20 protein-coding genes are annotated in these 20,219 nt (G+C 61.8%); 10 read left to right on the plus strand and 10 right to left on the minus strand.

Features of this window, described 5'->3' with window-relative positions:
• Positions 1-11: 11 nt before the first annotated feature.
• The gene (gene selD, locus F8N66_RS00640; RefSeq protein ID WP_150768341.1) at positions 12-1,046 is read left to right on the plus strand and encodes a selenide, water dikinase SelD; all 1,035 of its coding nucleotides are present in this window, start codon (positions 12-14) and stop codon (positions 1,044-1,046) included.
• Positions 1,046-2,149, plus strand: a complete 1,104-nt coding sequence (gene mnmH, locus F8N66_RS00645; protein WP_150768342.1) for a tRNA 2-selenouridine(34) synthase MnmH — start codon at positions 1,046-1,048, stop codon at positions 2,147-2,149. The genes selD and mnmH overlap by 1 nt, the downstream gene beginning before the upstream one ends.
• A gap of 110 nt (positions 2,150-2,259) precedes the next feature.
• Here mnmH and F8N66_RS00650 read toward each other — a convergent pair whose 3' ends face one another.
• Positions 2,260-2,934, minus strand: a complete 675-nt coding sequence (locus tag F8N66_RS00650) for a histidine phosphatase family protein (RefSeq protein WP_150768343.1) — start codon at positions 2,932-2,934, stop codon at positions 2,260-2,262.
• A 368-nt stretch (positions 2,935-3,302) separates the two neighbouring features.
• Here F8N66_RS00650 and F8N66_RS00655 point away from each other — a divergent pair, with 368 nt between their 5' ends.
• Complete coding sequence (locus F8N66_RS00655; protein WP_150768344.1) at positions 3,303-4,013, plus strand: glutathione S-transferase family protein; 711 nt, start codon at positions 3,303-3,305, stop codon at positions 4,011-4,013.
• Between the two features lie 155 nt (positions 4,014-4,168).
• Entirely contained in the window at positions 4,169-5,143 is a 975-nt protein-coding gene (gene hemB, locus F8N66_RS00660) for a porphobilinogen synthase (RefSeq protein ID WP_150768345.1), read from the plus strand.
• A gap of 126 nt (positions 5,144-5,269) precedes the next feature.
• On the opposite strand, the gene F8N66_RS00670 is transcribed toward hemB, so the two are convergent.
• Positions 5,270-6,805: an FAD-dependent oxidoreductase gene (locus F8N66_RS00670; protein ID WP_150768346.1), complete on the minus strand. Its 1,536-nt coding sequence runs from the start codon at positions 6,803-6,805 to the stop codon at positions 5,270-5,272.
• A gap of 245 nt (positions 6,806-7,050) precedes the next feature.
• Here F8N66_RS00670 and F8N66_RS00675 point away from each other — a divergent pair, with 245 nt between their 5' ends.
• Positions 7,051-8,142, plus strand: coding sequence for a DUF1615 domain-containing protein (locus tag F8N66_RS00675; RefSeq protein ID WP_150768347.1), 1,092 nt, complete (start codon positions 7,051-7,053; stop codon positions 8,140-8,142).
• A gap of 158 nt (positions 8,143-8,300) precedes the next feature.
• Here F8N66_RS00675 and F8N66_RS00680 read toward each other — a convergent pair whose 3' ends face one another.
• The 4 genes from F8N66_RS00680 to F8N66_RS00695 form a co-directional block, all read right to left on the minus strand.
• Complete coding sequence (locus F8N66_RS00680) at positions 8,301-8,705, minus strand: hypothetical protein (protein ID WP_150768348.1); 405 nt, start codon at positions 8,703-8,705, stop codon at positions 8,301-8,303.
• 161 nt (positions 8,706-8,866) lie between these two features.
• Positions 8,867-9,589 (minus strand): anti-sigma factor domain-containing protein, encoded by a 723-nt coding sequence (locus F8N66_RS00685; protein WP_150768349.1) that lies wholly within the window; start codon positions 9,587-9,589, stop codon positions 8,867-8,869.
• The gene (locus F8N66_RS00690; RefSeq protein WP_150768350.1) at positions 9,586-10,113 is read right to left on the minus strand and encodes a sigma-70 family RNA polymerase sigma factor; all 528 of its coding nucleotides are present in this window, start codon (positions 10,111-10,113) and stop codon (positions 9,586-9,588) included. The genes F8N66_RS00685 and F8N66_RS00690 overlap by 4 nt, the downstream gene beginning before the upstream one ends.
• 105 nt (positions 10,114-10,218) lie before the next feature.
• Entirely contained in the window at positions 10,219-10,740 is a 522-nt protein-coding gene (locus F8N66_RS00695; RefSeq protein ID WP_150768351.1) for a DUF3455 domain-containing protein, read from the minus strand.
• Positions 10,741-10,880: 140 nt separating this feature from the next.
• Here F8N66_RS00695 and F8N66_RS00700 point away from each other — a divergent pair, with 140 nt between their 5' ends.
• Positions 10,881-11,504, plus strand: coding sequence for a glutathione S-transferase family protein (locus F8N66_RS00700; protein WP_150768352.1), 624 nt, complete (start codon positions 10,881-10,883; stop codon positions 11,502-11,504).
• A gap of 126 nt (positions 11,505-11,630) precedes the next feature.
• On the opposite strand, the gene F8N66_RS00705 is transcribed toward F8N66_RS00700, so the two are convergent.
• Positions 11,631-12,071, minus strand: a complete 441-nt coding sequence (locus tag F8N66_RS00705) for a CBS domain-containing protein (protein ID WP_008021710.1) — start codon at positions 12,069-12,071, stop codon at positions 11,631-11,633.
• Between the two features lie 293 nt (positions 12,072-12,364).
• Here F8N66_RS00705 and F8N66_RS00710 point away from each other — a divergent pair, with 293 nt between their 5' ends.
• A complete protein-coding gene (locus tag F8N66_RS00710) occupies positions 12,365-14,725 on the plus strand; it encodes a DNA polymerase II (RefSeq protein WP_150768353.1) in 2,361 nt (786 codons plus the stop codon).
• Here the strand turns inward: F8N66_RS00710 and F8N66_RS00715 are convergent.
• Together F8N66_RS00715 and F8N66_RS00720 are read right to left on the minus strand one after the other, a co-directional pair.
• Complete coding sequence (locus F8N66_RS00715; RefSeq protein WP_150768354.1) at positions 14,690-15,160, minus strand: DUF1810 domain-containing protein; 471 nt, start codon at positions 15,158-15,160, stop codon at positions 14,690-14,692. The two genes, F8N66_RS00710 and F8N66_RS00715, sit on opposite strands and share 36 nt — an antisense overlap.
• Positions 15,161-15,189: 29 nt before the next feature.
• Positions 15,190-16,011, minus strand: coding sequence for an aldo/keto reductase (locus F8N66_RS00720; RefSeq protein ID WP_150768355.1), 822 nt, complete (start codon positions 16,009-16,011; stop codon positions 15,190-15,192).
• A gap of 273 nt (positions 16,012-16,284) precedes the next feature.
• Between F8N66_RS00720 and F8N66_RS00725 the strand changes: the two genes are divergently transcribed.
• From F8N66_RS00725 to F8N66_RS00735, 3 genes are all read left to right on the plus strand, one after another.
• Positions 16,285-17,022 (plus strand): hypothetical protein, encoded by a 738-nt coding sequence (locus F8N66_RS00725; RefSeq protein ID WP_150768356.1) that lies wholly within the window; start codon positions 16,285-16,287, stop codon positions 17,020-17,022.
• Positions 17,023-17,236: 214 nt separating this feature from the next.
• A complete protein-coding gene (locus F8N66_RS00730; RefSeq protein ID WP_150768357.1) occupies positions 17,237-18,022 on the plus strand; it encodes a sulfite exporter TauE/SafE family protein in 786 nt (261 codons plus the stop codon).
• 250 nt (positions 18,023-18,272) lie between these two features.
• Positions 18,273-18,836: a DUF4174 domain-containing protein gene (locus F8N66_RS00735; protein WP_150768358.1), complete on the plus strand. Its 564-nt coding sequence runs from the start codon at positions 18,273-18,275 to the stop codon at positions 18,834-18,836.
• Between the two features lie 139 nt (positions 18,837-18,975).
• On the opposite strand, the gene ampC is transcribed toward F8N66_RS00735, so the two are convergent.
• Positions 18,976-20,130, minus strand: coding sequence for a class C beta-lactamase (gene ampC / locus F8N66_RS00740; protein WP_150768359.1), 1,155 nt, complete (start codon positions 20,128-20,130; stop codon positions 18,976-18,978).
• Between the last annotated feature and the right edge of the window lie 89 nt (positions 20,131-20,219).

Raw genomic sequence — 20,219 nt, forward strand, 5'->3', positions numbered from 1 at the left:
AGGTCTATGCGATGAACGAGCCGATCCGCCTGACCCAGTACAGCCACGGTGCCGGTTGTGGCTGCAAGATTTCCCCTCAAGTCCTGGAAGTGATTCTGGCCGGCAGCGGGGCGCAGAACCTGGACCCCAGGCTCTGGGTCGGTAACGCTTCGCGCGATGACGCGGCGGTCTATTCGATTGATGAAGAGCGCGGCGTGGTCTCGACCACCGATTTTTTCATGCCGATCGTCGACGATCCTTTCGATTTCGGCCGCATCGCCGCCACCAATGCCATCAGCGATATCTACGCCATGGGCGGCGACCCGTTGATGGCCATCGCCATACTCGGCTGGCCGGTCAATGTGCTGGCGCCGGAGATTGCCCGGGAAGTGATTCGTGGCGGCCGCTCGGTGTGCGACGAGGCGGGCATTCCCCTGGCCGGCGGGCACTCCATCGACGCGCCGGAACCGATCTTCGGCCTGGCCGTCACCGGGCTGGTGGAAAAACGCCACATGAAGCGCAACGACACCGCCACCGCCGGTTGCCTGCTTTACCTCACCAAACCCCTGGGCATCGGCATCCTCACCACGGCCGAAAAGCAGGGCAAGTTGCGCACCGCCGACATCGGCCTGGCCCGCGACTGGATGTGCACCCTGAACAAGCCCGGCAGTCGCTTCGGCAAACTCGACGGCGTGAGCGCCATGACGGATGTCACCGGTTTCGGCTTGCTGGGGCATCTGGTGGAAATGGCGGACGGCAGCGGGCTCACCGCGCGTATCCAGTACGACCGGGTGCCGCGCCTGCCGGGTGTGGAGTATTACCTGGAACAGGGCTGCATGCCGGGCGGAACCTTGCGCAACTTCGACAGCTACGCCAGTCAGTTGGGGCGGCTGCAGGAGCTGCATAAACGGGTGCTGTGCGACCCGCAGACCAGCGGCGGCCTGCTGGTCGCGGTGACGCCAGCGGGCAATCAGGCGTTTCTCGACGTCGCCGCCGGACTGGGCCTGAACCTTGAACCCATCGGCGAGCTGGTCGAGCGACAGAGCCACGCCGTCGAGGTGTCTTGATGTCTGCCGACTTCACCGATTACCGCGACCTCTTCCTCAACGACCGGCCGCTGATGGATGTGCGCGCGCCGGTCGAGTTTTCCAAGGGCGCGTTCCCCGGTGCGGTCAACCTGCCGCTGATGAACGATCAGGAGCGGCAACGGGTGGGCACCTGTTTCAAGCAGCACGGTCAGCAGGCGGCCATCGAGCTGGGCCATCAGTTGGTGTCCGGCGCGATCAAGGCCGAGCGTATCCAGGCCTGGGCCGGTTTTGCCCGGGCGCATCCCGATGGCTATCTGTACTGTTTTCGCGGCGGCTTGCGCTCGCAAATCGTCCAGCAATGGCTCAAGGCCGAGGCGGGCCTCGATTGTCCGCGAGTCGCCGGTGGCTACAAGGCCATGCGGCACTTCCTGATGAACACGGTCGATCAGGCGGTGGCCCAATGTGACTTCGTGTTGCTGGGCGGCATGACCGGCACCGGCAAAACCGAGGTGCTGACGCAATTGCCTGACGGGCTGGACCTTGAAGGGCACGCCAATCATCGCGGCTCCAGCTTCGGTAAACGCGCCACCGGCCAACCGACCAATATCGACTTCGAAAACCGCCTGGCGGTGGACCTGCTGAAAAAGCGTGCCCACGGCATTGAACACTTCGTGCTGGAAGACGAGAACCGCGCGATCGGCCGTTGTGCGCTGCCGTTGCCGCTGTATCAGGGCATGCAGCAGTATCCGATGGTCTGGCTCGAAGACAGCCTGCAAGGGCGGGTCGAGCGGATCCTGCGTGACTACGTGGTGGACCTGTGTGCCGAATTCATCCATGTGCATGGCGATGAAGGCTTTGTGCTGTTTTCGGAGCGCATGCTGGACAGTCTGAACAATGTGCGCAAGCGCCTGGGGGGCGAACGGCATCGACGGCTGATGCTGGTGATGGAGGATGCCCTGGCCGAGCAGGGACGCAGCGGCACGGTGGAGGTGCACCGGGGCTGGATCGAGGCGTTGCTGGTTGAGTATTACGACCCGATGTACGCGTTTCAGCGGGAGAAGAAAGGCGCGCGGATCGAGTTTGCGGGGGAGCGGGGGGCGGTGATTGAGTACCTGCGAGAGCGGGGCAGGCAGAGAGGGTGAGGGTGGATTTGCCAGCCCTTTCGCGAGCAAGCCCGCTCCCACATGTCTTCAAGCAGTCGAATGTGGGAGCGGGCTTGCTCGCGAAGGGGCCCGGACAGCCACCGAAAATCTCAGGTCGGGCACGTCTCCTGCCCATTATCCAATCCTTGCTTGTAGCTGTGGCTGACCAGGCTGGCCTTGCCGTTGTGCCAGGTCAGGGTCAGGACGAACAGCGAGTCGTAGTCGCTGGATTCCCAGTCCTCGGTGATTTTCTGCTTCTTGCCCAGCGCCTCCCCGGCGACCTTGTTGATCAGTTCCGGCAGATAACCATGGGACCAGGCGGTGTAGATAACCGAGTTGTGATACTTGTCGTGGAGCAGCTCATCGGCCAGGTCGCTGGTGTCGTTCGCCCCGAAGTTGATGTTCACCGGCAAGCCGAGCTTGATCGCGCTGGGGCTGATGGTCATCAACGGGCGGATGTAGCTGTAGGAGTTGTCCAGTTCGCCTTCCTCGACGTTGCGTGTCGGGTTGGCGGCGAACACGAAGTCGGCCTTGCCGAATTTTTCCGGCAGCAGGGTGGCCAGGTCGATGGCCCGGTTCAGGCCCTGGCAATTGAGCTGGCCCAGGCCGCCGACGGGTTTTTCCGCGTGGCGCAGGAACACCAGCGTCTGGGTGCCGTCCGCCTGTTGAGCGCGACTTTCGCGGGACTCCAGCAACATGAACAACGCGCTGGCCGCCAGCAGGGCGGGCAGGAAAATATAGGCGCGATGTTTGAAGCGATTGGCGAGTTTCAGAAAGTTCTTCATGAAAAAATGGGTTCTTCAGCGTATTGGGTTAAGGCTGACAAACCTTTACACCGCGAATTTCCTGCGTCGGGTGTTTTCCATGTCGTGAAGCCGATCCGTTTCAAAAGGGCAGTGCTCAGAGTCCTCTGAAGCCCATTTGGTTCGATTCCGGCCTGAGGGCGCAGCAATCTACCGGTAACCTCGAACGGATTGCAGCGAAGGTTATCGACAGGATGTTGCGGATTTGTGGACACCGTACACGCAGTGCAGCGCAGCGGCGCGGTAATCTCTTCGATCTTCACCATCAGTGATAATGATGGTCCCGACCGTCGCATCGCGGGTTATCTCCATTATGATCGGCATTCTCAATTTTCCCGTGGACCTTGCCCATGACCGATTTGTCTGCGTTCCCCATCACCCGAAAATGGCCGGCCCGGTATCCGGAGTGGATTCAGCTGTACTCCTTGCCGACCCCCAACGGCGTCAAGGTCTCGATCATGCTCGAAGAGATCGGCCTGCCGTATGAGCCGCACCGCGTAGGTTTCGATACCAACGATCAGATGTCCCCCGAATTCCTGTCGTTGAACCCCAACAACAAGATCCCGGCCATCCTCGATCCCCATGGCCCGGATGGGCAGCCGCTTGCGCTGTTCGAGTCCGGGGCGATTCTGATTTACCTGGCCGACAAGAGCGGGCAACTGCTGGCCCAGGAATCGGCGGCGCGCTACGAAACCCTTCAGTGGCTGATGTTCCAGATGGGCGGGATTGGCCCGATGTTCGGCCAGCTCGGGTTCTTCAACAAATTCGCCGGCAAGGACTACGAAGACAAGCGTCCCCGTGACCGCTATGTCGAAGAGAGCAAACGCCTGCTCGGTGTCCTCAATCAACGCCTGGAAGGGCGGGACTGGATCATGGGCGAGCGCTACACCATTGCCGACATCGCGACCTTTCCGTGGGTGCGCAACCTGATCGGCTTCTATGAAGCGGGCGACCTGGTGGGCATTCAGAATTTCCCGAACGTCACGCGGGTGCTGGAGCGCTTCCTGGCGCGGCCGGCGGTGCAGCGCGGCCTGGAAATCCCGAAACCCCTCTCCAACTGAAACACCGCATACCCTGTAGGAGCGAGCCTGCTCGCGAAAATCCCCGGATCGCCGCGGAGTGTCTGGTTTGTCGCGTTATCGTTGACGACCATCGCGAGCAGGCTCGCTCCTACAGGATTTTGTGTGCCTTCGTCCCCGATTTTTCAGGAATACCCATGTCCAGCCAGTTCCCCGAAGCACGTCCACGCCGTCTGCGCCGCAATGCGAGCCTGCGCAGCCTGTTCCAGGAAACCGAGTTCAGCCTGAACGACCTGGTGCTGCCGATTTTCGTCGAGGAAGAGATCGACGATTTTGTCCCCATCAACAGCATGCCCGGGGTGATGCGCATCCCGGAATCGAAGCTGGCCGGCGAAATCGAGCGTTATGCCCGGGCCGGGATCAAGTCGGTGATGACTTTCGGTGTGTCGCACCACCTGGACAGCAGCGGCAGCGACACCTGGAATGAGAACGGCCTGGTGTCGCGCATGTCGCGCATCGCCAAGGATGCCGTGCCGGAAATGATCGTCATGTCCGACACCTGTTTCTGTGAATACACCGATCATGGCCATTGCGGCGTGCTGCACCACCATGAAGTCGATAACGACCAGACCCTGATCAACCTCGGCAAACAGGCGGTGGCTGCAGCCCGTGCCGGGGCCGATGTGATTGCGCCGTCGGCGGCCATGGACGGGCAGGTCCAGGCCATTCGCCGCGCGCTCGATGAAGCCGGTTTCAGCCAGACGGCGATCATGGCCTATTCGACCAAATTCGCCTCGGCGCTCTATGGCCCGTTCCGTGAAGCCGGTGGCAGCGCGCTCAAGGGCGACCGCAAAAGCTATCAGATGAACCCGATGAACCGCCGCGAAGCGGTGCGTGAATCGCTGCTCGACGAGCAGGAGGGCGCCGATGCGCTGATGGTCAAGCCGGCCGGTGCCTACCTCGACATCATCCGCGACATCCGCGAAGCCTCGCGCCTGCCGCTGTCGGCGTACCAGGTCAGCGGCGAGTACGCGATGATCAAATTCGCCGCGCAGGCCGGCGCCATCGATGAAGATCGCGTGGTGCGCGAAAGCCTGGGGGCGATCAAGCGGGCAGGGGCGGATCTGATCTTTACTTACTTCGCGATGGACCTGGCGTTGGCGGGGATCTAAAACCCACCACAGATCCCCTTGTGGGAGCGGGCTTGCTCGCGAATGCGGTCTGACATTCAACATTTCTGTTGTCTGACACACCGCCATCGCGAGCAGGTTCGCTCCTACAGGGGATTTTTGGTGAACTCAGGCTCTGCCGAAAAACGGCCGGATCCCGTGGTCCCGGAAATACCGCTCGATCACCTTCGGGTCCGAACAGGTTTCGGCAATCGCCACATAGGTGTCCGGACGCAACAGATAGAACCCGTTGCGGCCCAGGCCCGCCGCTTCAAATGCCGGTCGCCAGTCGAACACGTGCAGGGGCAGGTGATGCTCGTGGCACCAGGCGATCATCTCGTCGCTGGTGTCGCCATACACATGCACCTGCCAGGTCGGACACTTGAGCGGTTCGAAATTGTCGCCCTCGCCATCGTGCGCCCAGGGCAGGCGGTCGCCGCCGTGAACGTGCCCGGCAACGCCCGCGCTCAAGGGCATGCCGCGGTAGTTCAGGGTGATCTGCGACACCGTGCGGAAGAGAAATTCGCGGGACTTTTCAAACGAGGCCATTTTCGGCAGCAGGAACGGCGCCACGCGCGTGCGCAGCAGGTCGGCCACGCGGCCCTCGGCGGTAGCGAAGGTGAAGACCCGGTCGGTGGTGGCCACCAGTTTGCGGGCAAAGGCCATGCGTTCGGTTTCAAAGCTGGCGAGCAACTGGGCCTTGGCACCGCCACTCAACACGGCGGCGAGTTTCCAGGCGAGGTTGATCGCATCGCCAATCCCGGTGTTCATGCCCTGGCCACCGGCGGGGCTGTGCACATGAGCGGCGTCGCCCAGTAAAAACGCACGTCCGGTGCGAAAGTGATCCGCCACCCGATGGTGCACGCGGTAGGTCGAGAACCAGTTCACTTGCTCGATGTTCACTTGCATATTTTCAATGGCGTGGCTGCTGACGTCTTCGAATCGCAGGGTCTCGGCGCGCTCGGCCCGCTCATCGCGGACCGTGCCGATCAAGCGCGCACGGCCTTGACCGTCCAGCGGGAACACGGCCAGGAAGTCCGCTTCATCGAGGTCCACATGCAGTTCACCGTTGGACGCCGGTCCACTGGCCTGCACATCGGCGACATAGAAAATCTGTTGATAGGTGCCGCCGGGGAATCCGGTGTCCAGAGTCTTGCGCACAATCGACCGGGCACCGTCGCAACCGGCGATGTAGCAGGCCTGGCAGATTTCCTGCTGACCGTCAGGCAGGCGCAGCGTGGCGATGATGTCGTCGCCGGTTTCCTCGAAGCCGAGCAGTTCGGTGTCGCGTTCGACGCTGATGCCGAAGGTTTCGAGGCGGTCGATCAGCAGCCGTTCGTGGGCGTCCTGGGGGAATATTTCCATGAATGCATAGGGCGTGAGGCCCTCACCGACGCGGCTCAAGGGCAGGCGCGACACGGGTTTGCCCTTGACCCAGAAATTGGCCGCCGCCACGCGGTGGCCTTTCTCGATGATCACATTGGCCAGGTCAAGCTGACGGTACAACTCCAGGGTTCGCGCCTGTACGGCCACCGCCCGCGACGTGGTGCCGGCGGCGGATACCTTGTCGACAATCCGTACGCGAATACCCAGTTTGCTCAGCCACAGTGCCAGTACCAGTCCGGTCGGGCCGGCACCGATGATCAACACGTCGCTACGTTGCATGACCTGTCCTCCTTAACGAGTCAGGCAAGTATGGTCCAAACAGGCCGGACAGCCAGGCCATGCGCCAAGCGGGGGGTGATGCATCAACAATCAGAAATCAATAATGCGTATCACAGCTATTTGCAGGAACCGAGCTTGCATGGGGTGTGTAGGCGCGGGGAACGGCGCTTGTGGGCAACGGTCATAGCCAGCACCCTGCCATCGGCCTTATGGTTGATCCGGCGCAGTCAATGACCAGGAGCACCATGCAAGCCCATCGATTGATCATGAGCGTCGCCGCCTTGCTGGTGCTGGCCGGTTGCGGCAGTCAACGGACCCAGGAACCCCCGGCGCGCAAGCCCGCCGAGGTCCGGGCGCAGATCGTCCGCCTGTTGCCGGCCAAAACCGTCGACCGCCAGGGCTGGGCCACGGATATCCAGGCCGCGTTTGCCGCGCAGCAGATTGAACCAACCACGCAAAACCTCTGTTCGGTGCTGGCCGTCACCGAGCAGGAATCGACCTTCCAGGCCGATCCGTCCGTGCCGGGCCTGGGCAAGATCGCCCGTGACGAAATCGACCGCCGGGCCGCCAGCGCGCACATTCCCGGCCTGTTGGTCAGCGGTGCGTTGCAGGTGCGCTCACCCAACGGCAAAAGCTACAGCGACCGCCTGAATGCAGCCCGCAGCGAAAAGGAGCTGAGCGCGATTTTCGATGACTTCATCGGCATGGTGCCCATGGGCAAGACCCTGTTCGCGGGGTTCAACCCGGTGCACACCGGCGGCCCGATGCAGGTCAGCATCGAGTTTGCCGAGAAGGAGGCGAAGGACTATCCGTATCCGGTGGACGGCTCGATTCGCCGTGAAGTCTTTTCCCGCCGGGGCGGCATGTACTTCGGCATCGCGCATTTGCTGGGATATCCGGTCAGCTACAAGCAACCGCTGTATCGTTTTGCCGATTTCAATGCCGGCTGGTACGCCAGTCGCAACGCTGCGTTCCAGAACGCCGTGAGTCGGGCCTCGGGCATCCCGCTGGCGCTGGACGGCGATCTGGTCCGGTATGACTCGATCATGCCCGGCACCACGGAAAAGGCCGTGCGCGCCCTCGGCAAGCAGTTGGAGATGCGCAATCCGACTATCAGGGATCAACTGGAGCAGGGCAACACGCTGGCGTTCGAGAACAGTGACCTCTATCAGCGGGTCTTCGCCCTGGCCGAACAGGCTGAGGGCCGTTCATTGCCCCGTGCGGTACTGCCGGGGATCGTGCTGCAAAGCCCGAAAATCACCCGCAAACTCACCACGGCGTGGTTTGCCAAACGGGTCGATGAGCGTTATCAGCGCTGTTTGGCGCGCGCGGATTAAGATCAAGAGATCGCAGCCTGCGGCAGCTCCTACAGAGCAATTGTTCGCGATGCCGAAGGCTGTGATCTTCGCGGGCGTCCAGCCAACCATTATCGCAGGCATGAAAAAGCCCGGCTGATCAGGCCGGGCTTTTTGTCAGGAGCGGTGGAGCAATGTGTTCAGGCGACGGTGTTGCCGTGCAGACGGTCGGAGCCGTCAGCCGCTACGGTGTTGCCGTGCAGGCGATCCGAACCATCGGCGGCGACGGTGTTGCCGTGCAGACGGTCGGAGCCGTCAGCCGCTACGGTGTTGCCGTGCAGACGGTCGGAACCGTCAGCCGCTACGGTGTTGCCGTGCAGGCGATCCGAGCCATCAGCGGCCACCGCACGTTTTTCCAGCAGGCGATCAGCGCCACCCTCAGCCACACGATTTTGTTGCAGACGATCCGAACCCCCTTCAGCTACCCGGCTTTCGATCAGGCGATCCGAGCCGCCTTCAGCGACGACAGGTTGAGCAAAAGTAGCGGCGAAAGCGTTCACTGCGAAAACCGAGAAAGCGATGCTGAGGAAGATTTGGCGTTTCATGATCGTGTGCTCCGGGGTGTTGTTGGTTTGTATGGAGCTGATGTTACGCCGCAGGATTTTTAACAGAACTTGATTGAGTTGATTGCGAACATCGACGCGATTGATAGGACGCGCTCGCTGCCCATCGTGATCATGATGTTGCGGCGCACGGGTGCGCGGGCTCAGAGCACCTTCACCGCGCGACCGATGAACTGAATCGGCCCGGTGGGCTTGCCGATCGGCGAGCCCGAAGGGTTTTCCAGGGTCAGTTCGAACAGTTGGTTCGGTTCCAGTGGCGGCAGCTTGTCCAATGGCACCTTCAGGGTTTGCCCGGGTTTCACCAGCCCCAGGGATACCGGACCTTGCCAGCCTTCCGCCTTGGTCCAGAACTCCAGCGCCTTGTCGGCGGGAACCTCGACGACGCCCAGTGGGATCAGCTGGATTTCCCTCGGGTTGCTGGCCTGGATCACCCACCCCGGCGCCTTGTCCTGAGGCGCGACCAACACCACCAGATACGACGGTTTGACCGGGGTTTGCGTCAGCAGCATCGTCCCGAGCAGCACCGTTGCCGCCAGCCCTGCGCCGGTGAGTGATCGCCACAATGGCAGCCGGTTCCACCAGGCAACGGACGGCTCTGCATTCGCTGTGGCGGGAGCCCGGCCCAAGGCATTCACGCTGCGTTCGATGCGCTGCCACAAATGCGCCGACGGGGTCTGCGGCTCGGCGAGTTCGGTCAGGCCCAGCAAGCGACTCTCCCAGGTGTCTATCGCGGTGCGCAGCTGAACATCATGCTGCAAGCGTTGTTGAACCTCGATTCGCCGCTCGGCCGAGAGCGTGCCCAATACATATTCGCTGGCCAGTTCATCGCGCGCTTGCGGGGTTTCGTCCGTCGGTCTGCTGGTCATCCCATGCACTCCCGCAATGCCGACAGGCTCCGCTTGATCCAGGCTTTGACCGTGCCCAGCGGGGTACCGAGTTTCTGTGAAATCTGCGCGTGGGAATAACCGTCGACGTAGGCATGCACGATGCAGTTGCGTCGTGCAGGCTCCAGTTGCTCCAGGCACAGGTGGATGCGCGCCGAGTGTCCCTGGACATCGAAGGCGTCAACGTCATCCGCCACGTCGATGTCGCCCTGGATCTCGCGGCTGTGATCACGGATGAAATTGAGTGCCAGGTGCCGCGTGACGCTGAACATCCAGCCCCGCGCCGAACCCCGCGCCGGGTCGAAGCGCGCCGCGCCTGCCCAGATTTTCAGGAAGGCATCGTGAACGATGTCTTCGGCCAGCGCGGTGTCCCGGACCAGGCGTTTGGCAACCCCCAGCAGCCGCGGGCTTTCCTGCACGTACAAATCGCGCAGGGCCTGTCGCTCGCCGCGTGCACAGGCGGCCAGGTGGGCTTCGTAGTCGAAAAAGCTCTCGGGCAAGGACACTGCTCTCAGCCGTCAATGGGGGGCGTGGTGCCAGGTCGTATGCAATCTAGCAAACAATCCCGACCTGTGTGGGACCACGCCCGTACCTACCGGGGATCCTGTGGTTCAGCTGGCGGCCCAGAAAATATAGTCCGCCTGATACTTCACCACTTCCTGTTTGCCCTTGTTGGCGGTGGTGCACTCGGTACTGGGCGCTACACCCCCCTTGAGGGCGACACGCTGGATGTAGCTCACACCGCTCATGGCGCCCTTGCCCTCGGCCGGGTTGGCCTTGACCAATTGATAAGGCAGGTTGCCCGGAGTCGATGGGGCGACCGCCAGTTGCGTGCCGGTGATCTTCGATCCGTCCTTGGCCTGCCAGGTCGCCGGTGGCCCGAAATAGGTGCCGACCTGCTTGCCGCTACGATCATTGAGCACGGCCTTGGGCCCGACAAAAAACCATTCGGTCTGGCCGGCCGCATTGGCCTTGTCCCGGCATTCGTAGGTGATTTCGCCGACACCGGTGGTTTCCAGGGCGACTTTGTGTCCGTCCGGCACCTTGATGCTTTCGGGCAGGCCGGTCTGGGCGTAGGCCGCCGGGACGGCAGTGAACAAACCGAGGAGGCAAATCAGCTGTTTGGCGTTCATCAAAAACTCTCCGTGGATGGGCAGCATCAGGGGCTGCTACAGGGACTACCCTTGGAAGGACGTTTTGGATGCAGTGCACGTGAAAAATGGTTGAGCGGCGCAAAATCAGTGGCTGGGGAGCGCGTCCCGAGGAGGTGTGTATGTATCAGCTCTATGGTTATCAAAATTCTGGCGCTGCGGCGATTGAGGCAGCCCTTGTGCTGTGCAGGGTTCCCTTTCGCTTCATCGATGTCGAGGCCTCTGCCGAAGCGGCCCAGGAGCTGCACAAGCTCAACCCCCTCAAGCAGATCCCGACACTGCAATTGCCGGACGGCAGCATCCTGACCGAGAGCGCGGCCATCCTGATTCACCTCGGCTTGGCGTTTCCCAAGTCGAACCTGCTGCCGGCCGACCCGGCCGATCGCGACCAGGCCATACGCGGCATGGTCTTTATTGTCAGCAATTGTTACACGGCCATCGGCGCCATCGACTTCCCGGAACGCTGGCTGGCCGATGCGGACGAAGCCTCGCGGCAAAACCTGATGGTCGGCAGCCGTGCGCGTCTGCATTGGAGTTGGGAAGTGTTTGCCGATCAGTTCTCGGCGGCGCTGTATCTGGACGACGAGGCACCGGGGGCACTGGACGTGCTGGCGGCGGTGATCACGCGCTGGGCGGGAAGCCGCGAGCATCTGCGTCGAACCCGACCGGGTTTTTCCGCCTGGCTGGACCGCATCGACCGCCACCCGACGCTGGCGCCGGTCTTCGCCCGGCATTGGCCATCCTGAACACCAGAAATCAAATGTGGGAGCGGGCTTGCTCGCGAAAGCGGTACATCAGCCAATACATTGGTCGACTGATACACCTTTTTCACGAGCAAGCCCGCTCCCACAATGGAATGCGGTGAGCTTGAGTTATTCGCCGCGAATGTACTGCTCCAGCTGGCGAATCAGCTCGGCCTGTTCGGCGATGGCTTCCTTGACCAGGTCGCCGATCGACAGCAGGCCGATCAGCTTGCCGTTTTCCACCACCGGCAAGTGGCGCAGGCGCTTGTCGGACATGATGCCCAGGCAGGTATCGACGGTTTGGTGGGTGTCCACGGTGATCACCGGCGACACCATGATGTCGCGTACCGGCGTACCCACCGAAGAACGGCCATGCAGCACCAGTTTGCGCGCGTAGTCCCGTTCACTGATGATGCCCAGCACTTCGTCGTTGTCCACCACCAGCAGGGCGCCAACGTTCTTTTCGGCCATCTTCATCAGCGCTTCCAGCACCATGTGATCGGGTTTGATCTGGTGCACTTCCTGGTTTTTCTGATCTTTGAGCTTGAGCAGTTGCGCGACGGTTTTCATGGCGGTTTCCCGGGTGTTGTCGTTGTCCTTGAAGAATCGTAGACCCAAGCGCGCAGGGCAAGGGCGAAAGCGTCGGATAACGCGCAAAAAACGTCATTTGGCGGTTTTTCTCGAGTAAACCCCATGCACTCACCCTGTGGGAGCGGGCTTGCTCGCGAAAGCGGCGTGTCAGTCAACCCATGCATTGGCTGACACTCCGCTTTCGCGAGCAAGCCCGCTCCCACAAGAGGACCGCATCCACCTGCAATGACGCGTAGAATCAACATCCTGAATCAAATCCGAGGTTTGCAGTGGTGGATTTACCCCAGGGCTTCGTCCTGACCCGGCATTGGCGCGATACCCCGGCGGGTACGGAAGTCGAGTTCTGGCTGGCGACCGACAGCGGTCCCCGGCGCATCCGCCTGCCTCATCAGCCGTCGGTGGCGTTCATTCCCGCTTGCCAGCGCGAGCAGGCCGAGGCGTTGTTGCACGACGAAAAAAACGTCGAGCTGCGTACGCTGGCCCTGGAGGATTTCGAACACCGTCAGGTCGCCGGCCTGTATTGCCGGCAGCACGGGCAATTGATGCGCCTGGAAACCACGCTGCGCCGGGCGGGCGTCGAGGTGTACGAAGCCGACGTGCGCCCGCCGGAGCGCTACATGATGGAGCGCTTCATCACCGCGCCGGTGCGTTTTGGCGGCACGCTGGGGGCTGATGGCCTGTTGCTCGACGCGCAGATGAAAGCCGATCCCGATTACCGGCCCAACCTGAGGCTGGTGTCCCTGGACATCGAAACCACCGCCCAGGGCGATTTGTATTCCATTGCCCTGGAAGGCTGCGGCGAGCGCCAGGTGTACATGCTCGGCCCGGCCAATGGCGACGACAGCGAGGTGGATTTCCAGCTCGAATACTGCGAGTCGCGCACGCTACTGCTGAAGAAACTCAACGAGTGGTTCGCCCGGCATGACCCCGACGCCCTGATTGGCTGGAATGTCGTGCAGTTCGACCTGCGGGTGTTGCACAAACACGCCCGGCAACTGGGGGTGCCGCTGAAGCTGGGGCGCGGCGGCGAGGAAATGCAGTGGCGTGAACACGGCAACGGCAACCACTACTTTGCCTCCGCCGCCGGCCGGCTGATCATCGACGGCATCGAAGCCCTGCGTTCGGCGACCTGGAATTTCCCGTCCTTCAGCCTGGAAAACGTCGCGCAAACCCTGCTGGGCGAAGGCAAGGCCATCGACACCCCGTACCAGCGCATGGACGAAATCAACCGCATGTTCGCCGAGGACAAGCCGGCGCTGGCCAAATACAACCTCAAGGACTGCGAACTGGTCACGCGGATCTTCGCCAAGACCGAGTTGCTGACCTTCCTGCTGGAACGGGCCAGTGTCACCGGTTTGCCGGCCGATCGCATGGGCGGTTCGGTGGCGGCGTTCACCCACCTCTACATGCCGTTGATGCACCGCCAGGGCTTCGTCGCGCCGAACCTCGGTGGCAAGCCTGCGCAGGCCAGCCCCGGCGGGTTTGTCATGGACTCGCAACCGGGGCTGTACGAGTCGGTGCTGGTGTTCGACTACAAAAGCCTCTACCCCTCGATCATCCGCACTTTCCTCATCGACCCGGTGGGCCTGATCGAAGGGCTCAAGCATCCGGACGATAGCGACTCGGTGCCGGGCTTTCGCGGGGCGCGGTTTTCCCGCACCCGGCATTGCCTGCCCGCCATCGTCGCCCGGGTCGCCGAAGGCCGGGAAACCGCCAAGCGCGAGCACAACGCGCCGTTGTCCCAGGCGCTGAAGATCATCATGAACGCCTTCTACGGCGTGCTCGGTTCCAGCGGTTGCCGGTTTTTCGATACGCGCCTGGCCTCGTCCATTACCTTGCGCGGGCACGAGATCATGCTGCGCACCCGCCAGTTGATCGAAGCCCAGGGCCACACGGTGATTTATGGCGACACCGATTCGACCTTCGTCTGGCTGCGTCGCGCCCATGGCCAACAGGAAGCCGCCGGGATCGGCCGTGCCCTGGTGGATCACGTCAACCAATGGTGGCGCGAGCATGTCCGGCAGGAGTACGGCCTGGAGAGTGCGCTGGAGTTGCAGTACGAAACCCACTACAAGCGGTTCCTGATGCCGACCATTCGCGGTGCGGAGGAGGGCAGCAAGAAGCGTTACGCGGGGCTGGTCACGCGCGCCGACGGCACCGACGAGATGGTCTACAAAGGCCTGGAAACCGTGCGCACCGACTGGTCGCCGCTGGCCCGGCAATTCCAGCAGGAGCTGTACCAGCGCATCTTCCAGCGCAAGCCCTATCAGGATTATGTGCGCGACTACGTGGCCCGGACCCTGGCCGGCAAGTTCGATGAACGCCTGGTCTACCGCAAGCGCTTGCGCCGTACCCTTGACGACTACGAGCGCAACGTCCCGCCCCATGTGCGGGCGGCGCGTATCGCCGATGATTACAACGACCGGCAAGGCCGCCCGCGGCAGTACCAGAACGGTGGCTGGATCAGCTACGTGATCACCGTGGCCGGCCCCGAACCGCTGGAGATCCGCAGCGCGCCGATCGATTACGACCACTACGTCAGCAAACAGCTGCAACCGGTGGCAGACGCAATCCTGCCGTTTGTCGACGACGATTTCTCAACCTTGATTGGGGGGCAGCTGGGCCTGTTTTGAGTCCAGCAGCGACAGGGTCCAATCGTCCAGGATGCCGTGGAAGTACTGGTTCAAGGCTTGATGAAACGGGCTGTCCCTGGCCGCGACCTGGGCGAACAGGGTCATCGAGGAATGAAATTTCAAGTCGTCGGGGTGGCCGAAAATCGCCGCCACCGACCGCTGCTGGATGTTCAGGACTTCATGGGTGCACGTGCGCAACCGGGCACCCAGCACGGGGTGATCAAGATAGGCTTGGGCTTCTTCCCGGGAGCGGATCGCGTAGCGTCGGGACATTTCGCTGTCACCCAGCCCGGCAAACTGTGGAAACACGAACCACATCCAGTGGCTGCGCTTGTGACCGGCGTTCAATTCGGCCTGAACCCGGTCATACACAGGGTTTTGCGCCTGGACAAAGCGTTGCAGGTTAAACGAATCGTGCGGATCAGTGCTTCTCATGCCGAAGCCCTCTGACGTACCGCGATGGCTCAGACCATGGCCAGCCGCTGCTTGCGTTTGGGCGCGTGAAACGCTTGGTCCAGCGCCTCCAGATCCCCGGCTTCAAGCGGCAGTGCTGCCGCTTGGGCGTTGAGTCGCACGTGTTCGGGACGGACCGCCTTGGGGATGGCGATCACGCCCTCGTGGCGCAGCAGCCAGGCCAGCGACACCTGGGCCGGCGTCACGCCATGCCGGGTGGCCACCTGCCGGAGCGTGGCATTGGCCAGCATCTTCCCGCCCTGGCCGACGGGACAGTAGGCCATGACGGGCATCCTGTGCTGCTGGCACCAGGGCAGTAAATCAAATTCTATCCCGCGCTCCTCCAGGTTGTAGAGCACCTGATTGGTGGCGCAGACCGGGCTGTCGAGTTCCAGCAGGTCATCGACGTCGAAATTGGACACGCCCCAGCGGCCGATCTTGCCGGCTTCGCGCAGGCGCTCGAAGGCTTCGACGGTTTCCTGCAAGGGATACTGGCCGCGCCAATGCAGCAGGTACAGGTCGATGCGGTCGGTGCCGAGCCGTTTCAGGCTGCGTTCGCAGGCCTGGGGGATGCCCTGGCGGCTGGCGTTGTGCGGGTAGACCTTGCTGACCAGGAACACCTCGTCGCGCTGGCCGCTGATGGCTTGGGCCACGACGTGCTCGGCGCCGCCTTCGGCGTACATTTCGGCGGTGTCGATCAAGGTCATGCCCAGTTCGATACCCAGGCGTAGCGCCGCCACTTCCTCTTTGTGCCGGGAACGGTCCTCGCCCATTTGCCAGGTGCCTTGGCCGATGACGGGCACCGCGGTGCCGGCCAGTTGCTCGGTACGCATGCTTGATTCCTCTTTTTGGGTTGGCATCAGAATAGCCCTTCGGCTTGAGTTCTGGCTGATGTCCTTGTCCCCCCGTAGGAGCTGTCGAGTGCAACGAGGCTGCGATCTTTTGATTTTGAAAAGCAAGATCAAAAGATCGCAGCCTTCGGCAGCTCCTACACGGCCGGTGATCGATTGATCTTCGCCAACACTGCACTTTTGTGGAATGCCCGGCTCTATCGATAGCCGCTGCGGCGAATCCCGCCGCACAGGAATGTGCCAGCCCAATCCCTTATGGTTCCAGTGTTGCCGTTTAACCTTGCCCGAAATGGACTGTTGGCCTTGCTGTTGCTGCTCTGTGCCAGCGGTTGCAGCCATCAGCCCGGCAACGACCTGTTCACCCAGCTGCGCGAAGGCAAGCCCCAGGAGTTCCTGCAAACCAGTGTCGACCGCATGGCCACCCTGACCATGCGCGACAACCTCGACAGCCTCTATGTGCTGATGAGCAAGCTCTACCTGCGCAACCCGGACGAGTTGAAAAAATCCGGCTTCCTCGATGCCCGTACGGCCGGCCAGCAGGTGCGCATGGCGATTGAACAGCAACAGCCGCTGCCGACCCTGGGTGGCAAGAAAGACCTGGCGGCGTTGCGCTTTGCCATGAGTCCGGAGTTTCTCGGCGACCGGGTCGGTGCGTTTATCTATGCCGTCGGCAGCATGCTGGTCACTGCCCACGGCAATCGCCTGGAGTTCTACATGACGGACGCGATCAACCCGACGTTTGTCAGCAACGCCGCGCGCAACATCGAGATCGCCACCTGGATCCTGAGCCAGCGGCAGAATAAGGACGGCCAGCCCATGCTGTTTTCCAATGAAATCTCGGAGGAGGGCAGCAACCTGAGTTTTGCCGTGGAGTTCGGCAAGATCGTGGCGCGGCTGGACCTGCTGACCCAGATGCTGGATGAGCGCTATCGGCGGATCGGCCTCAATTATGCGCAGAGCCTGCTGTTCCTCAATTTCCTTCCCGTTCAGTAAAACCACCACACCCCCTGTGGGAGCGGGCTTGCTCGCGAAACGGGGGTATCAGTCGGCTCATGTATTGGCTGGAAGACCGACTTCGCGAGCAAGCCCGCTCCCACAGGGGAAATGTGTTTAGGGAATAAAGATAGATCGCATCGATATAAGTGGTTATAAGAAAAATCGCTATGCTGCGGGCCGGATTTCCCCTGCGGTCTATGTGGACGTATCAATGGATTTAGTGAACATCGGTTTGGTCGTCGCCGGTTTGGTCGTCGGCTTCATCGTCGGCATGACCGGCGTGGGTGGCGGGTCGTTGATGACGCCTATCCTGCTGGGTTTCGGCATCAACCCGGCCACCGCTGTCGGCACCGATCTGCTGTACGCGGCCATCACCAAATCCAGTGGCGTGCTGGTTCACCGGAAGAACAACAACATCGACTGGGCCATTACCGGTTGGCTGACCCTGGGCAGTGTGCCGGCGGTGGCGATGACGTTGTGGTTCCTCAGCAGCCTGAACGAAGCGCCCGATGCGATGAACGCCATCATCAAGCAGGCCCTGGGCTTTGTTCTGTTTGCCACGGCACTGGCGATCCTGTTCAAGAAACGCCTGCTCGATTTCGCCCACAAACGTGCCGGCGGCCAATACAAACCGAGCGGTTCACGGCTGAATGTGCTGACGGTGATCACCGGCCTGGTGCTGGGCACCATGGTCGCGCTGACCTCCATCGGCGCTGGCGCCCTGGGCACCGTGGCGTTGTTCATTCTCTATCCGCTGTTGCCGACCCGTCGCCTGGTGGGCACGGAAATCGCCCATGCCGTCCCCCTGACCCTGGTCGCCGGCCTTGGCCACGCGAGCATGGGCAACATGGATTGGCAGGTGCTGGGTTTCCTGCTGGTAGGTTCGCTGCCGGGGATTTACCTGGGCAGCCACTTGACCGGGCGCATCTCGGACGAGCTGTTGCGTCCTTGCCTGGCGACGATGCTGGTATTGATAGGTTACAAATTGGCGTTCTGAACGCCAGCGTCATTCGCGGGTGAAAACGTCCACTCGGTGTCCGTCCGGATCATCGAAATCCACCCGCCGTCCACCGGCCGCTCCCCGCGCTTTCCAGGGACCGGTTTATCGGTCCAGGGGTTGCCTGCCTGTTGCGCTATGTCCGCCCTGACCTAAGCTTGGGTCAAGGCGGAACACATTTGCGAAGCGTCACCGGAACGAACGCCGCGATGCGCAATCATTAGAGCGTGGATATCAAAAGGAGATGCGCATGCTCATCAGGTCACTGACCCTGGCTACCCTGCTGGCTATCGCCGGCCCCCTGTTCGCTGCCGATGGCGATTCACCACTGGACGTCTTCAAAGGCCTGGCCCGACCCCTGATTGTCATTGCGCCGAGTACCGTGGATCCGGTCTGGGTGAACCTGAAGAAATCCCTGGAGGATCCTGCCAACAAGCAGGGCGTCGCCGAGCGCAACATCAAGGTCTACAGCGTGTTGAACATGTCCGGCCAACTCGACGGCAAGGACATCGGCCAACAAGACACCATGGCGCTGATCCGTGCGCTGAAGCTGGGTGCCGGGGCACTGCCGAAGGTGATTCTGGTGGGCAAGGACGGCGAGAAAAAACTCGAAAGTTCGGGGGAAGAATCGAAGTCGGTCGACCTGAAGAAAATCTTCGACACCATCGACGCCCTGCCGGCGGCCGAGAAGGAAACGACAACACTGGCCCCCCCTCCGGTAGCCGTCGAGGCGCCGGTCGCCAAGGGCGCCAAAAACGCAAAACCCGCCAAACCGGCGAAGCCTGCCAAGCCGCCTGAGCAGCCGGATGACTAAGCGCTAACATCTGACCTTGTGGGAGCGGGCTTGCTCGCGAAGAGGCCGTGTCAGTCGACATCCCTGTTGAATGTCCCGACCCCTTCGCGAGCAAGCCCGCGCCCATTTTTTATTTCACCAGAAACAGCTGGCGTGGGTGCTACTTGTCCAGCGCACTCAAAATCGAATGGGCCATTTTGATCCGTTCCGGGTTCGGGTAGTTCTTGTTGGCGAGGATCACGATGCCGATGGCTTTGGCGGGCACATAGGCCACGTAAGTGCCGAAGCCGCCGGTGGAGCCGGTTTTGTTGAACAGGGTGCTCGCAGGTTGGGCTTGCGGCGGGTTCAGCCACTGGACTTTGCGGGCTTGCATGGCCATTTCCGTCGAGTTGCCCGCGAGCAGTGTTTGCAACGTAACCGGGTAGCTGTAGGACTCCCAGCCCAGCCCCTGGGTCATGCCGCCCACCCGGTAGTAGCCGGTGTGAGTGGTGGCGATTGCCTGCTGCAAGGGTTTTTCCAGCTTTGCCGGCTGCATGTTTGCCTCGACGTAACGAAGCAGATCCGCCGCGCTGGTTTTCACGCCGTAGGCCTCGGCGTCCAGTGCGCCAGGACCGACTCGCACGGGCTGGTCTTCCTTGTTGTAACCCTGGGCGTAGAGCGCCATCTGATCCTGCGGCACCTTGAGCCAGGTGTGCTGCAACCCGAGTTTGGGCAGCAGGGTTTTTTCCATCACCTCATCAAAGGGCGCGCCCATGCGTTTGGCCGCCAGGTAGCCGAACAACCCCAGGCTCGGGTTCGAGTACTGGCGGTGACTGCCAGGGGCATAGACCGGTTTCCACTGTTTGAAATAACCCAGCATGGCCTGCGGTGTATCGGCTTCGCTCGGGAATTGCAGGGGCAGCCCGCCACCCGAGTAGGTGCCCAGTTGCAGCACGCTGATGTGGTCGAACGCGCTGCCGTGTAGCTCCGGCAGGATCTGGCTGGCCTTGTCCGACAGCGACAACTGACCTTTGGCCTGGGCGTAGGCGGCGAGGGTGGCGGTGTAGGTTTTGCTCACCGAACCGATCTCGAACAGGGTGTTTTCAGTGACAGCCTTGCCGGTTTCTTTCGAGGCTACGCCGTAGTTGAAGTAATGCGCTTGACCGTTGACGGTGATAGCGACCGCCATGCCGGCAATGTTCTGTTGTTGCATGACCGGTTCGATAGCGGCGTTGACGAGGGTTTCCATACGCTCGTCAGCAAAGCAGTGGCTGGCACCGAGGCAGAGTGCGAAAGCGCTGTAGAGGGTGATCTTGTCGAGATTTTCAGCAGGCATGATTGAGCCACTTCTTGAGTATTCAGGGTATTAACGGTTACGGGCCGAGGGATTTATTTAAGCCGGTTCGCGGGTGGCGTGTCGATCAA

Source organism: Pseudomonas fluorescens (assembly GCF_902498195.1).
In the GTDB taxonomy this organism is placed as follows: Bacteria; Pseudomonadota; Gammaproteobacteria; order Pseudomonadales; family Pseudomonadaceae; genus Aquipseudomonas; species Aquipseudomonas fluorescens_BU.